A 15,045-nucleotide genomic window follows, 5' to 3' on the forward strand; every position below is an offset into this window, starting at 1 on the left:
TTACAAAGTTTTTATTAATTATTCTTATTCTTACTATAAGTTGTCGATTTATTGATAAAAAAAGAAACAGATGAATCCGTTTCTTTTTAAAATCTTTATTTTTCTCCCACTTCTTGTACTTCTTTATGTTTTTCATAAAGTCGGACTAGGAATTTGGAAATTTCTTTGAGAATTGAGTAGGTAGGAACGGCAACGATCATACCTACGACACCATAGATATTACTTGACAACAATAATAGCACGAGAATTGTAATCGGATGAACTTTCATGACTCCACCAACAATACGAGGGTATAGGATATTCCCGTCTACTTGTTGGATAATCAGCATATAGATAACTGCTATAATCATCTTTTGAGGATCCGTAAACAGATTTGAAATAATCATCGGAATTAGTCCAATACTCGGTCCAACATAAGGAATCAAATTTGCTAAACCTGAGAAAATAGCAAAAACTAAAGCATATTTTAAGCCAATCACACTATAACCGATAAAAGCCAAACACCCGATAATAAATGCATCGATTGATACTCCACTTATGTAACGGGAAATAGTCTCATTCAAGTTTGTTATTAAACCAGATATATTGAGTTTGTCTCGCTTTAAAATAGTTCTTTCTAGCATCGGTAAGAATTTATGACCATCTAAAAGGAAATAAATCAAGAAAACCGGTGTCATAATGATAATTAAAACAGTGCTTACCAAAGCTGAAAGGACACTTCCCACACTATTTGTCACACTATTTAAGATATTTTGTAAAATATCGACATAAGAAAGATTTAATTGTTGGATTGTTTGTTGAATATCTAGCTCTTGGAAAGTAGGATATTTCGATAATTCTATCACTAAATCTTGGATTCGAGAATAGATATCTTGGCTAGAATTAATCAAGCTACTCAACTGATTAATTAAAATCGGCAAGAGATAGACGACAGCTATCACTATGGTTCCAAAGAGAACACAAAGTGTTAACAAAATACCAATGATTCGATTAATTTTACATTCCTTCTCTAAAAAAATGACAATTGGGTTTGTTAAGTAGTAGAGAAATCCACCCAATAAGAAGGGAATCATGATTGTATTTACGACACTTACAAACGGTGTAATAATAGCACCCATTTCTCGCCATAAGTAGAAAATAAGGGTTATTAATAATATCTCAGTGGTCCAGAAGAATAATTTATTTCTCCGAAACATATGCCACCTCCTCTTTTTCCTATTTTACCATATTTCGAAAAAGATTGATAACCTACATTATAAAAACAAGAATATTTTTTGTCTTTATGATAGAATAAAGTTACTATGAAGAAATTATTTTTAACATTAATCACGCTTATTTCATTTGGTTCTGCTACTACTGTTTTTGCTCAGGATTTTGATGTCGCAGCAAAACATGCCATCGCTGTTGAGGCTAACAGTGGTAAGATTTTATATGAAAAAGATGCGACACAACCGGTTGAAATTGCCTCTATCAGTAAACTACTTACCGTTTACCTAGTATATGAAGCTCTAGAGCAAGGCAAAATCACTCTTTCTACCCCAGTGGAAATTTCAGATTACCCCTACCAGCTTACAACCAACTCCGAAGCAAGTAACGTTCCCATGGAAGCTCGTAACTACACTGTTGAAGAGTTGCTAGAAGCAACATTGGTATCTAGTGCCAATAGTGCAGCTATCGCGTTGGCAGAAAAGGTTGCTGGATCAGAAAAAGACTTTGTTGATATGATGAAGGCTAAACTTCTTGAATGGGGAATTCAAGATGCCACCCTCGTAAATACAACTGGTCTAAATAATGAAACTCTTGGGAATAATATCTATCCTGGTTCTAAGAAAGATGACGAAAATAAGATGAGCGCCTATGATGTTGCAGTTGTCGCTCGTAATCTTATCCTCAAATATCCTCAGGTTTTAGAAATCACGAAGAAACCTTCTTCCACTTTTGCAGGAATGACTATTCATTCTACAAACTCAATGTTAGATGGTATGCCTGCTTACCGTGGTGGTATTGATGGTCTTAAGACTGGAACAACTGATAAAGCAGGTGCTTCTTTTGTTGGTACGACTGTTGAAAAAGGAATGCGTATCATTACCGTTGTCCTTAATGCGGATAATCAAGATACAAATCCTTACGCTCGTTTCACAGCAACTTCAGCTCTTCTGGACTATATCTCATCTAATTTTGCTCTCCAAACAATCGTTAAACAGGGAGAAAGCTACCAAGATAGCAAATCTCCAGTTTATGACGGGAAGCAAGATACGGTTACAGCAGTCGCTAAAGAAGATATAAAAATTGTTCAACGTCTTGGTAGTCGAGCGGAATCAAGTGTTACATACACACCTGATGCTACTGAGCATGTTGCTCCTCTAGAAGCAGGTACAGTTGTTGGACATCTGACTTACGATGACAAAGACTTAGTCGGTCAAGGTTATATCACCACTGACAAACCAACCTTTGAAATGGTCGCTGAAAAGAATGTTGAGAAAGCCTTCTTCTTAAAAGTATGGTGGAATCGTTTTGTTCGATTTGTAAATGAAAAATTATAAAAAAATCGCGAGAAATCGCGATTTTTTCTTTATTGATTTTTTGATAGTGTAGAGTTTTTATAGCCATAAGTAAAGTAAGTAATAACTCCTATTACTAAGGCTAATACAAATGCTATCCAAGTTTCAAGAGTATATTGAAGCATAAAGGACACACAGATCGCAGAAATCACGATAGATACCACAAGAGCAGGTCCTGCTAGTGTTGCTGCAGCTGTTCCTGTAATGGTAAAAATACCAGTTCCCACCATGGCTCCAATTCCTAAAAGAATTAAATCCCATAATTTCAAATGACGATGCATTTCTGTTTTACTTAGACTGAAGTCTTTAGTTCTAAAAATATTCATTCTTGAGCTCCACTAACAATAATTGTTTTATTTTACCACAGATAATGTATTTTGTGAATATTTATAAAATTGTATCTAAAAAACTGAACAAATGTAATATTTGCTCAGTTTTTATTTATAATGATTATCCAACTGACCCTTCCATTTCATAGCTAATCAAGCGATTCAGCTCAACTGCATACTCCATTGGAAGTTCTTTGGTGAAGGGCTCTACAAATCCCATGACAATCATCTCAGTTGCTTCAGTCTCTGACAAGCCACGACTCATAAGGTAATAGAGTTGTTCTTCTGAAATCTTAGATACCTTGGCTTCGTGCTCCAAAGCAACTTGTGAGTTGTGGATTTCATTAAATGGAATGGTATCTGATGCTGATAAGTCATCCATGATAATGGTATCACACTCGATGTGAGAAACAGATTTCTTAGAGTTCTTGTTGAAAGTCACTTGTCCACGATAGTCTACCTTACCACCGCCTTTAGCGATTGATTTAGAGACGATAGAGGAGCTCGTATGTGGAGCATTGTGGATCATCTTAGCACCCGTATCTTGGTGTTGCCCTGCATTGGCAAAGGCAATCGAAAGCATCGTACCACGCGCTCCTTCTCCATCTAGGTAAACAGATGGGTATTTCATGGTTGTTTTAGCACCCAAGTTTCCATCAATCCACTCAACTGTCGCATCTTTCAAAGCTTTAGCACGTTTGGTTACCAAGTTATAAACGTTGTCAGACCAGTTTTGAATAGTCGTATAACGCATATAAGCTCCGTCCAAAGCAAAGATTTCTACAATAGCAGCGTGCAAGCTGTTGCTTGAATAAGTTGGCGCTGTACATCCTTCTACGTAGTGGACACTTGCTCCCTCATCAACGATAATCAGAGTACGTTCAAACTGTCCAGTATTTTCATTATTGATACGGAAGTAGGTTTGAAGTGGAATATCTACCTTGACACCTTTTGGTACATAGATGAAGGTTCCACCAGACCATACTGCTGAGTTGAGGGCTGCCAACTTGTTATCTGTCGGCGGTACTAACTTCGCAAAATATTGCTTAAACAAGTCTGGGTATTCCTTAAGGGCAGAATCTGTATCTGTAAAGATAATTCCTAACTTCTCAAATTCTTCCTTCATGTTATGGTAAACCACTTCTGACTCATACTGGGCAGAAGCTCCAGCTAGATAGGCACGCTCAGCTTCAGGAATCCCGATTCGTTCAAAGGTTTCTTTGATTTTTTCAGGAACGTCATCCCAAGAACGGGCTGGTTTATCAGATGGTTTTTGGTAGTAGATCAAGTCATCAAAGTCAATCTCTGACAAATCTGCTCCCCAAGTTTGCATGGGCATTTTTTTGAAGGTTTCATAAGATTTCAAACGGAATTCCAACATCCACTCAGGTTCTCCCTTAGCTGCTGATAGTTCACGAATGACATCTTCATTCAATCCTTTTCCTGTCGATAGGACAGGCTCTACATCGTCATGGAAACCAAATTTATATTCACCAAGGTCAATTGGTTTTGGTTCTACTCTTTCTTCAGCCATAATATCCTTTCTTTCATTCTTTATTTCTAATGATTTATAAGACAAAGAAAGCTTGTCTTATTTATTTTCTTGGTCTTCAATTGTTTTTTTAAGGGCATTCCAAGCTAGGGTTGCGCATTTGATTCTTTGAGGGAATTTGGCAACTCCTGATAAGAAAGCTGCATCTCCAAGTTGATCTTGACGCTCATCCTTTTGACCTTGAACCATTTCAGAAAAAATGGTCGCAAGTTCTAAAATTTCTTGCTTGGTCTTACCTAAAACTGCATCCGTCATCATACTAGCAGAGGCAGTTGAGATGGTACAACCAGAGTTTAGAAAAGCGATATCTTCCAAACGATCATCTGCATCAAACTTGACAGAGAGGTTGATAACATCCCCGCAGGTTGGATTGTTAAGACTGATTTGCTCTGCATCTTCTAACTTTCCTTGATGATGTGGATTTTTCGAATGGTCTGCTACCACTGCCATATAAAGGCTATCTAGTTTAGAAAGTGCCATTGAAAAACTCCTTTGTCTTTTGTAGGGCATCTACCAACTTGTCGCAATCAGCCTTGGTGTTGTAGATATAAAAACTAGCGCGAGCTGTTGCTGGAACATCCAAATATTGAAGCAAAGGTTGCGCACAATGGTGACCCGCACGAACTGCTACTCCTTCATAATCCAGAGCAGTTGCAAGGTCATGAGGATGAAGATCGCCAAGGTTAAAGGCAACGACACCTGAACGTTGTGACAAATCTTGCGAACCGTAAATGGTCAAACCTTCAATTGCCTGCAATTTTGGAAAGACGTATGCAATCAATTCCTGTTCATGGGTTTCAATAGCATCCATACCAATCTTTTCAAGATAATCCACGGCAGCTGCAAGTCCAATAGCTCCTACCATATTGGGAGTTCCAGCCTCGAATTTCCAAGGCAATTCCTTCCAACTAGCAGATTGCTCGTAGACAAAATCAATCATCTCGCCGCCAAATTCTACTGGAGACATTTGCTCAAGATACTTTTCTTTGCCGTAAAGAACACCAATACCAGTCGGACCAGCCATCTTGTGACCTGAAAAGGCAAAGAAGTCCACATCCAAGTCCTGGACATCAATCTTCATATGTGGTGTAGACTGTGCACCATCCACCACCATAATAGCTCCAACTTGGTGAGCCATTTGCGTGATTTCTTTGATAGGATTGACCACACCAAGAACGTTTGATGCGTGAGCTAGTGAAACAAATTTAACTTTGTCAGTCAATTTAGAACGCAAGTCATCCATATCCAGAGCTCCATCTTTGAGATAGACATAAACAAGCTCTGCCCCAGTCTTTCGGCAAGCTTCCTGCCATGGAATAATATTGGAATGGTGTTCCATAACTGAAATCAAGACCTGATCTCCCTCAGTCAAGATTTCCTCAGCGAAACGTGCCACCCAGTTGAGACTAGTCGTTGTTCCTCTGGTAAAGAGTAGTTCCTTTGTCGAACCTGCGTTGATGAACTTGCGAATGGTTTCACGAGCAGCTTCATAAGATGCTGTCGCACGCTCTGCCAAAGTATGAACCCCCCGGTGAACATTGGCATTATCCTGCTCATAGTAGCGGTTAATGGCTTCCAGAACAGCTAGTGGTTTTTGTGTCGTCGCAGCATTATCCAAATAAACCAGAGGTTCGTCATTAACAATCTGATCTAAAATTGGAAAATCCTTGCGAATCACTTCTTCATCTAACATAGGCTTCCCCTTAGCGTTTTGACAATTTTTCTTCGATCGTCGCAATCATTTCATCACGAACTTCTTTGACTGGAATCTCAACGATTACTGATCCAAGGAATCCACGAACAACCAAACGTTCTGCAGTGGCTTTGTCCAGTCCACGGCTCATGAGGTAATACATGTCTTCTGGATCAACTTGACCAATAGAAGCCGCGTGACCTGCAGTGACATCATTTTCATCAATCAAAAGAATTGGGTTGGCGTCTGAACGAGCCTGATCTGAAAGCATGAGAACACGGCTTTCTTGTTGGGCATCTGCTCCCTTAGCACCCTTAATAATGTGGCCAATACCATTGAAAGTCAAAGTTGCTTTTTCAAGGATAACCCCATGTTGGAGTATATTTCCGATAGAGTTGCAACCATAGTTAGTTACTCGAGTATCAATCCCTTGTACCTGACGACCGCTTGAAAGTGCTACGACCTTAAGGTCTGCATGGCTACCATTTCCAATCAAGTCGCTATCAAAGTCTGCAACGACGTTCCCTTCGTTCATGACACCGATTGCCCAGTCAATACTTGCATCGTTGCCTAATTTACCTCGACGGCTAATGTAGGCAGTGACGTTTTCACCTAGACGGTCAATAGCCGCAAATTTCACTTGCGCACCAGAACGTGCAATCACTTCAACTGTGATATTTGCAGTTGCTTTGGCACTTCCTTCACCGCGTGACTCTAAACGTTCGAGGTAGCTGATTTTAGAGTTTTTACCAGCAATAATCAGAATATGCTTGTTGAATGGCACATCACTATCACTATCTTGGTAGAAAATTCCTTCGATTGGTTCTGTGATTTCTACATTGTCTGGAATATAGAGAACAGCGCCACTATTAAAGTAAGCTGTGTGGTAGGCTGCCAATTTGTCATCGTCGTATTTTACTGATGACATGAAAAATTCTTCTACGAGTTCTGGAATTTCTTCTAAAGCCGAATGGAAGTCTGTAAAGACCACTCCTTGTTCAGCCAACTCAACTGGAATTTGTTCGAAAACAGTTTGAGTTCCAACCTGTACCAATTTCAAGTGATTATCTAAAGCAGTGAAATCAGGAACATTTGCTGATGGTTCACTTTCTGTGATGGTACCATCACCAAGATTCCAACGTTGAAATTTTACACGCTCAATGACTGGCAATTCCAAACTTTCAATCTTATCAAAAGCTTTTTTACGGAGGTCTGATAACCAGCTTGGTTCAGCGTGCATTTCTGAAAAAAGTTTAATAGTTTCTTTAGTCATTTACTTCTCCTAAAAGATACGAGGGAATTACAATTCTTCCTTGTAGTCATAGCCAAGTTCTTCAGCTAGTTTCGCGTATCCTTCACGTTCCAAGCGTGCAGCCAATTCTGGACCACCAGAAAGAACAACACGACCTTCCATCATAACGTGTACCACATCTGGTGTGATATAGTTCAAAAGACGTTGATAGTGAGTAATGATCATAGCACCAAAACCTTCACCACGCATAGCATTCACACCTTTAGAGACAACTTTAAGGGCATCAATATCAAGACCAGAGTCAATCTCATCTAAGAGGGCAAAAGTTGGTTCCAACATCAAGAGTTGAAGAATTTCGTTACGTTTTTTCTCACCACCTGAGAAACCTTCGTTGAGGTAACGCTCTGCCATTTCTTCTTTCATGTTGAGCAATTCCATTTTTTCGTCTAACTTAGTGATAAATTCACGAACTGAAATCTTCTCATCATCTTCTTTACCAGCATTCATAGCTGCACGAAGAAACTCAGCATTGGTAATCCCAGGAATTTCTGACGGATATTGCATGGCAAGGAAAAGTCCCATACGCGCACGCTCATCCACTTCCAATTCAAGGATGTTTACACCGTCAAACAAGACTTCACCTTTAGTGACTTCATAGTTTGGGTTCCCCATAATAGCAGCTGAAAGAGTAGACTTACCGGTACCATTTGGTCCCATGATAGCTGCAATTTCTCCTGTTTTAAGAGTCAGATTGACCCCTTTTAAAATTTCTTTTCCTTCAATTTCAACGTGAAGATCTTTGATCTCTAATACTGACATGATTGTTCCTTTCTTTTCATCCTTTTTACTGTATTTACCTGAAATTTAACCTTTTTAAATCCCTAGAAAAACACAGTAAAATGTCAATAAATATACCTTAATAGTATAACAAAAAAAAGCCTAAAAGGCTTTGATTTTGTCTAGAAGCTAGGAGCTACTTCTTCCCTTGAAAATGATCATCTATAGCGCTCACAATTTTACCCATGATATAACTCACGCGAAAATTTCTCAGGATCAAAATAGCCCAAAGCAAGGCCACGATATACCGTTGCTCCATGATGGATTCATTAAAGAAATAAGTCTCAGCAGCAGTAAAGAAGGCCATGATAATAAATTGTTGTCTGTTCATAGTCTTTTACCACCAATTCCTTTTAATCTTCAGCTATGGTCACTTTATCTGCTAAAAATTCAAAGCCTTGAGGAAGTATGGACTCTTCAGTCTCTTCCTTCACGACTTGTTCTTGAGAACCTTTAGCTCTGCTTGAAAATGCAGCTCGAACTTCCTTCCATTCTTCCATAGAAATAGCAAGAATCTCTGGAGAAAATCCAGCGGCACGACTAAGAATATTGCCAAACATGGTATTAAGATTGTCTCGTTTCATGGTTTGACCAGCATTGAAATTCGATTCAAAAGCCAAAATCGCATGATGTTCATTAGCCGCAACTGGTTTAGAACCAGCTAAGAGTGCCTTATCTGGACCAGATAAGCTTTCAATGACTTCTCCCCAAGCATTCTGAAGACGGATTAAGTTTTGACGGGCTAAGTCTGGATTTTCTACTGCTTCTTGAAGAATAGACTGCACCTTATTTCGGTCTACACGATAGATTGATTTACTGTTAGTCGGACGACTTGGTGTAGAAACAGTTTGTTTGGGATTAGAACCAACATTTGCAAGAGCTTGTTTCAATCGTGCAACTTCTTCTCGAAGAGAAGACAATTCCTCAGCCACCTCACCTGAAAGTTCTGGTTGAGAATCAATTTCTGCTAAACGAATAGTCATCATTTCTGCATAAATTTTAGGTTGTAGGCTAGCCTTAATATCAGCTAGACTTTTAGTAGCAAGACTAATCATCTCAAACAAGACATCCTGCGGAAGAGCTAAGTTTCTCTCAAATGCATCACTATGATGTGTATTTTCTCCGCCTGCTTGAACAATTAAGATATCACGTAAATATTGCAGCAAATCGACTACAAAACGTGTCATGCTCTTTCCATTCTCAAAAATCAGATCAAGATTTTGAAGGGCTCCCGGTACATCCTTCTGAGCTAAAGCAGCTACGTAATGATCCAAAGCACTTAAACTAATGGTACCAGTGATTTCTTCTGAGACTGCAGTTGTCAATGTAGCTTCTTGGGTTAAGCTTAATGCTTGGTCTAGAATTGACAAGGCATCTCGCATCCCACCTTCAGCTCGTCGAGCAATAATTTCAACAGCTTCTGTTTCGTAATCAATCCCTTCTTTTTCTAAAATCTGGAAGATATGATCTCGAATATCCTGAGTCTTAATGGACTTGAACTCAAATCGTTGAACACGAGACAAAATAGTTGCAGGAATTTTATGAAGCTCAGTCGTTGCCAAAATAAAAACTACATTTGGAGTTGGTTCTTCCAGTGTTTTCAAAAGAGCATTAAAGGCACCAGTCGAAAGCATATGAACCTCATCAATGATATAAACCTTATACTGAGCTATACTTGGAGCATAGGTTGATTTATCACGAATATCACGAATTTCATCAACACCATTATTAGAAGCAGCATCCATTTCGATAACGTCTTCTAAACTTCCATCCGTAACAGCTTGACAGATATAACAGTTATTACAAGGTTCTCCCCCTACTTGATTAGGGCAGTTCATAGCCTTAGCAAAAATCTTAGCCACACTAGTCTTACCAGTTCCACGAGGCCCTGAAAAGAGGTAGGCGTGACTAATTTTATCCTGTTCTACAGCCTGTTTAAGAGTTCTAGCAACAACTTCCTGGCCCACTAACTGTGAAAAATTTTGACTTCTATATTTTCGATAAAGCGCCTGATACATTATGCCTTCTCCTCAAACATTGAAAATTTCCATTCTGTCTTATCTAGTAAAATGGACACAAACTCTTCTAAATAGCGTTGATCAATTTCATCATAATCATCAACATGAGATGAGTCCAAATCTAATACACCCAAAAGCTGTCCATTTTGTACCATTGGAAGTACGATCTCGCTACGAGCACTACTATCACAAGAAATATAGTTTGGATAAGTCTTGACATCACCAACGATAACTGTTTGACAGCTAGCCGCTGACTCACCACAAACTCCTTTTCCGAGCGCAATTCTAACACATGAGACTCCACCCTGAAAAGGGCCTAAAATAAGTTCATTTCCGTCATATAAATAGAAACCTGCAAAGACAGTACGAGGAAAGTTCATTTTTAAGAGAGCACTGGCATTTGATAGATTAGCCAACACATTGGTCTCACCTTCTAAAAGACTAGAGAGTTGTTCATTTACAATTTGGTAAATTGATTCTTTTTCGGAATGTAACATAAATCCATTATATCAAAAAATACTAGTTGAAAAAAGAAAAATCCCTTGTTTTACAACAAAGGATTTATAATTAGTTCTGATTGATTAAAGTTCGATGTCTCCGAACAAGTCAGCCATTGAGAATCCTGTTTGAGTTTCAGGAAGTTCAAAGTCACGTTTTTCTTGACGTTTTGGACGACGTGGACGTGGAGCACGTTTTTCTTCGTTTTGTCCTTCTTCTTGAGCTGGACGTTCTTCAAGAGCTTTGATAGAAAGTGATACACGTTCTGCATCAGCATTAACATCAAGAACTTTAACAGTAACTTCTTGACCAACTGTAAGAGCTTCTTTTGGATTTTCAATACGTTTGTGTGAAATTTGTGATACGTGAACAAGTCCATCGATACCTGGCAATACTTCAACAAATGCACCGAAGTCAGTCAAACGTTTAACTGTACCTTCTACAACGTCACCTTTAGCCAATTTTTGCTCAACGCCATCCCATGGTCCAGGTGTTGTTGCTTTAAGTGAAAGTGATACACGTCCTTCTTCTTCGTTAAGGTCAAGGATTTTCACTTCTACTTCTTCACCAACAGTTACAACTGATTTTGGTGAAACGTTACGTTCGTGTGACAATTCAGTCAAGTGAACCAATCCGTCAACACCACCAAGGTCGATGAAAGCACCGAAGCTTGTGATACGAGCAACTTTACCAGTTACTACATCACCAGCAGCCAATTTACCGAAAACTTCTGCACGAGCTGCTGCAGTAGCTGCTTCTACAACTTCACGACGTGAAAGGATGAAGCGGTTTTCTTTAGGGTCAACTTCTTTGATTTTAGCTTCAAATTCTTGACCTACAAAACGCTCAGTGTTACGTACGAAACGAGTATCCAACATTGAAGCTGGGATAAATCCACGCAAACCTTCAAATTCTACTGAAAGTCCACCTTTAACAGCGCGAGTTCCTTTAACTGTAACAACTTCTTCTTCGCGTCCTACAAGTTTGTCCCATGCTTTGCGAGCTTCAAGGCGTTTTTTAGATACAAGGTATGTTACTGTATCAGTATCTTTACCAACTACTTGACGAAGTACAAGAACATCAAATACTTCACCTACTTTTACAAAGTCATTGATATCTGCATCGCGATCGTTTGTCAATTCGCGAAGAGTCAAGACACCTTCAACACCAGTTCCAGAGATTGCAACGTTAGCTTGATTAGCATCAACTGTCAATACTTCAGCACTAACAACATCACCAGGTTCAACTTGGCTAACGCTATTTAGCAAATCTTCAAATTCATTCATCTAAAAAATCCTCCAACAATCAAGTCTTTTTAACTTGACATACTTATAATTTTTTTCCTAAGCACCCGCAACGACATGAACATCTCGAACGTCCTTCAATTATAAAAATAAAATACCCTAAGATATTTTTCTTTTTATCTTGAATTTATTACCTAAGAACTGGGGTAGCTGGATTCGAACCAACGCATGAGGGAGTCAAAGTCCCTTGCCTTACCGCTTGGCTATACCCCATTGATGATATGGAGAGAGAGGGATTCGAACCCCCGAACCCGAAGGAGCGGATTTACAGTCCGCCGCGTTTAGCCTCTTCGCTATCTCTCCGACAATCAACGAAAACTATTATATCATGAAAATTTGCAAAAAACAAGCATTATTTTGCTAAATTATAGTTCTCAATCAATATTTCCACAGCTTTTTCAAGATTTTTGTAAAAACTATCGACATTTCCATTCTTTATGATTGCAAATTGGTCATCTAGTTCGGCAATTTCACCGATTAACTTTTTACCAATCATTAAAGTATACCCATCGTACTTATCTTTTCCAACTGCTACTTTAGCATCTGATAATTGAATCTCAATTTTTTTATCTTTTTTACTCATACCATACCTCTTTTCACTTTTTCTATTTTACAAGAAATTCCCTAATCTAGCAAGAAAAAACTCTCTATCAAGCTAATCTTGATAGAGAGTTTAATGAATAAAATTAGGAATTTTCTAATTTGAAATTTGAATTATTAGTGAGTCGTCCCTCCGACCAACTTCAAATCTTTATCTTTATGGTCCACAATAGCAACAATCGCAGCTTCGATACCTCGGACAATATCTCTTAAGCACATGGATGCAGTATTAGGCTTATTTACCACTTGTTCTGTCATATAGGGAATATGCATAAATCCTGCTCTCATATGTGGAAATTTCTTATCCGCTAAATAGAGAGCCTGATACATCAGATGATTGCAAACAAAGGTTCCAGCTGTATTGGATACTGAAGCTGGTAGCCCTTCTTCTTTTATGGCTTGTACCATTGCTTTGATAGGGAGTGTGCTAAAATAGGCGGCTTCTCCATCAAGGCGAATTGGAGTGTCAATCGGTTGATTTCCTTGGTTATCTGGAATTCTAGCATCATCTTGATTGATAGCAACTCTCTCAGGAGTTAAACTCGCTCTTCCTCCTGCTTGTCCAATGCAAAGCACAACATCTGGATGGTATCGATTTATTTCTGCTTCTAAAACCTCTGCTGATTTATAAAAGACCGTTGGGATTACTGCCCAATGAAGCTCTGCACCATTGATTTCAGACGGTAATGATTTAACTGCTTCTAGAGCTGGATTAACCTTTTCACCACCAAAAGGATCAAATCCTGTAACTAATATTTTCATTTTATTTCCTTTACTAAAATGCCAAAAAGTACATCAGAAATACATGTATGATAATCATGACAATAGCCACTCCTACTTGCGCTTTGATAACGCCATTTGGATCTTTCATATCCAAAAGGGCTACAGGTAGAGTATTGAAATTGGCAGCCATTGGGGTTAATAAAGTTCCACAACAACCTGCTGTCATAGCAAGAGCACCCGCCATGATTGGATCTGCTCCCAAGGAAAATACAAAGGGAACACCAATTCCAGCAGTAATGACAGTAAAGGCCGCAAAGGCATTTCCCATAATCATTGAAAATAGAACCATTCCCAACACATAAGCCACTACACCCATCAACCGACTCCCCGAAGGCACAAAACCACTTATCAGATGTGACATTAAATCCCCAACTCCAGCTACAGTAAAAATAGCCCCCAAAGCTCCTAAAAGTTGGGGAACAATCCCACTAGTTGATACTTGCTGAACCATACGATTATTTTCTGCCAGCAAGCTTTTAGGAGAACTCTTAGTAATCAATAAAAGAGAGATGGTTGCAAAAAATGCTGCAAGGCTGATAGCAATCTTACTAAACTCAGGGATCATTTTTGCTAATACTAAAGCAATCAAAGCCATCAGCATAACCGGAATAAAAATTTTATTCTTTAGTCGTTTAGCTTCAAAGTTTGCCTTGACTTCATCCAGAGACGGCAAGGTTCCGATACGAACCTGTTTAAAGAGTGTTAGTAGGGCTAAGAGCACTACGATAATTCCAATACAGATAGATGGTAGATAGGAACCTCCAATAAAACTGATTCCCAATAAAGCCCAAAACCCAGCTGTTCCATATCGAACTGGGTTTGTTTTGTCTTTATAGCTACAGTAGGCCGTGTGAAGAAATTGACAACCAATCACAATATAGGTTAACTCTAATAACTGTCTTGCTAGATTGGTCATTCTTCTTTTCCTTTACTAAGCTTATTCGCTAGCAATTTTCTATCAAATAAGTAATTGTACAGCCCTACCACAAGCAAGGCAACTCCTGCAACAATAAGAGAAGCCGAAGCGATCCCTGCATAATTACTTTCGTAACCTAATTGGTCCAGAGTGCCCCCCACCAAGAGGACACCACCTGCACCAACGAAAGTGTTCTGAGCAAAGAAATTTGCAAAATTATCATTTGCTGCTGCACGCGCTTTTAGCGCTTCGCTTTCCTGCTCCGTTAATTTTCTACCTAATTGTGACTCTGCCGCTGCTTGTCCCATGGGTTGAACCAGAGGCCTTACAAACTGCGGCTGCCCTCCTAGACGAATGGCAAAGAACCCGTCGAGTTCCCGAAAAAAGAAATAAATTGTATAAAAACTTCCTACGGTCAGTCCTTTAATCTTTTGAATCAAGTCAATCGAACGTTGCTTGAGGCCAAAAGTTTCAGATAAACCAACCAAGGGCAAGGTTACCATAAAAATCGTAAGAACTCGTTGATTACTAAATTCTCTTCCTAAAATTTCCAAGAACTCAACAAGAGAAACTCCAGAAACTAGAGCTGTAACTAAACTAGCTAAGACTACCGTTGCGATGGTATCTAATTTATAGATAAAACCAACTACAATGATGACTATCCCTATTAGTTTAATCCATTCCATATAGGCCCCTTTATTC

General features: G+C 38.9%; 15 protein-coding genes, 2 tRNA genes and 1 pseudogene. 1 reads left to right on the plus strand and 17 read right to left on the minus strand.

Going from position 1 to position 15,045, the window contains the following annotated elements:
- Window positions 1-95: 95 nt before the first annotated feature.
- Window positions 96-1,196: an AI-2E family transporter gene (locus tag O3643_RS02530; RefSeq protein ID WP_006153242.1), complete on the minus strand. Its 1,101-nt coding sequence runs from the start codon at window positions 1,194-1,196 to the stop codon at window positions 96-98.
- 105 nt (window positions 1,197-1,301) lie between these two features.
- Here O3643_RS02530 and pbp3 point away from each other — a divergent pair, with 105 nt between their 5' ends.
- Window positions 1,302-2,543 carry a D-alanyl-D-alanine carboxypeptidase PBP3 gene (pbp3, locus tag O3643_RS02535; RefSeq protein ID WP_314945217.1) on the plus strand — a complete coding sequence of 414 codons (1,242 nt, stop codon included), beginning with the start codon at window positions 1,302-1,304 and terminating at the stop codon, window positions 2,541-2,543.
- Between the two features lie 122 nt (window positions 2,544-2,665).
- On the opposite strand, the pseudogene O3643_RS02540 reads toward pbp3, so the two are convergent.
- The 16 genes and pseudogenes from O3643_RS02540 to O3643_RS02615 form a co-directional block, all read right to left on the minus strand.
- Window positions 2,666-2,887, minus strand: a pseudogene (locus O3643_RS02540) (amino acid permease); the annotation flags it as partial.
- A gap of 124 nt (window positions 2,888-3,011) precedes the next feature.
- Window positions 3,012-4,424 (minus strand): Fe-S cluster assembly protein SufB, encoded by a 1,413-nt coding sequence (sufB, locus tag O3643_RS02545; RefSeq protein ID WP_004253255.1) that lies wholly within the window; start codon window positions 4,422-4,424, stop codon window positions 3,012-3,014.
- 57 nt (window positions 4,425-4,481) lie between these two features.
- A complete protein-coding gene (sufU, locus tag O3643_RS02550; protein ID WP_049503779.1) occupies window positions 4,482-4,922 on the minus strand; it encodes a Fe-S cluster assembly sulfur transfer protein SufU in 441 nt (146 codons plus the stop codon).
- Entirely contained in the window at window positions 4,909-6,135 is a 1,227-nt protein-coding gene (locus tag O3643_RS02555) for a cysteine desulfurase (protein ID WP_371499620.1), read from the minus strand. Before O3643_RS02555 ends, sufU begins: the two co-directional genes overlap by 14 nt.
- Before the next feature lie 10 nt (window positions 6,136-6,145).
- A complete protein-coding gene (gene sufD / locus O3643_RS02560) occupies window positions 6,146-7,408 on the minus strand; it encodes a Fe-S cluster assembly protein SufD (protein ID WP_371499622.1) in 1,263 nt (420 codons plus the stop codon).
- A 27-nt stretch (window positions 7,409-7,435) separates the two neighbouring features.
- The gene (gene sufC / locus O3643_RS02565) at window positions 7,436-8,206 is read right to left on the minus strand and encodes a Fe-S cluster assembly ATPase SufC (RefSeq protein WP_000114489.1); all 771 of its coding nucleotides are present in this window, start codon (window positions 8,204-8,206) and stop codon (window positions 7,436-7,438) included.
- Between the two features lie 154 nt (window positions 8,207-8,360).
- Entirely contained in the window at window positions 8,361-8,555 is a 195-nt protein-coding gene (locus O3643_RS02570) for a DUF3272 family protein (protein ID WP_006153320.1), read from the minus strand.
- Between the two features lie 22 nt (window positions 8,556-8,577).
- Window positions 8,578-10,242 (minus strand): DNA polymerase III subunit gamma/tau, encoded by a 1,665-nt coding sequence (dnaX, locus tag O3643_RS02575; RefSeq protein WP_371499624.1) that lies wholly within the window; start codon window positions 10,240-10,242, stop codon window positions 8,578-8,580.
- On the minus strand, window positions 10,242-10,739 hold the full coding sequence (locus O3643_RS02580; RefSeq protein WP_371499626.1) for a GAF domain-containing protein: 498 nt from the start codon (window positions 10,737-10,739) through the stop codon (window positions 10,242-10,244). The genes dnaX and O3643_RS02580 overlap by 1 nt, the downstream gene beginning before the upstream one ends.
- A gap of 84 nt (window positions 10,740-10,823) precedes the next feature.
- Entirely contained in the window at window positions 10,824-12,026 is a 1,203-nt protein-coding gene (gene rpsA, locus O3643_RS02585) for a 30S ribosomal protein S1 (protein WP_004253232.1), read from the minus strand.
- 159 nt (window positions 12,027-12,185) lie between these two features.
- Window positions 12,186-12,257: transfer RNA gene (locus O3643_RS02590), tRNA-Gln, on the minus strand.
- A gap of 9 nt (window positions 12,258-12,266) precedes the next feature.
- A tRNA-Tyr gene (locus O3643_RS02595) sits at window positions 12,267-12,347 on the minus strand.
- A gap of 49 nt (window positions 12,348-12,396) precedes the next feature.
- Window positions 12,397-12,627, minus strand: coding sequence for a DUF2969 domain-containing protein (locus tag O3643_RS02600; RefSeq protein ID WP_314946179.1), 231 nt, complete (start codon window positions 12,625-12,627; stop codon window positions 12,397-12,399).
- A gap of 134 nt (window positions 12,628-12,761) precedes the next feature.
- Window positions 12,762-13,406, minus strand: a complete 645-nt coding sequence (pcp, locus tag O3643_RS02605) for a pyroglutamyl-peptidase I (protein ID WP_371499629.1) — start codon at window positions 13,404-13,406, stop codon at window positions 12,762-12,764.
- A gap of 13 nt (window positions 13,407-13,419) precedes the next feature.
- On the minus strand, window positions 13,420-14,343 hold the full coding sequence (locus O3643_RS02610; protein WP_371499631.1) for a DUF979 domain-containing protein: 924 nt from the start codon (window positions 14,341-14,343) through the stop codon (window positions 13,420-13,422).
- Window positions 14,340-15,029: a DUF969 domain-containing protein gene (locus O3643_RS02615; RefSeq protein ID WP_371499633.1), complete on the minus strand. Its 690-nt coding sequence runs from the start codon at window positions 15,027-15,029 to the stop codon at window positions 14,340-14,342. The genes O3643_RS02610 and O3643_RS02615 overlap by 4 nt, the downstream gene beginning before the upstream one ends.
- Between the last annotated feature and the right edge of the window lie 16 nt (window positions 15,030-15,045).

Source organism: Streptococcus sp. 20925_1_44, from assembly GCF_041432435.1.
In the GTDB taxonomy this organism is placed as follows: Bacteria; Bacillota; Bacilli; order Lactobacillales; family Streptococcaceae; genus Streptococcus; species Streptococcus infantis.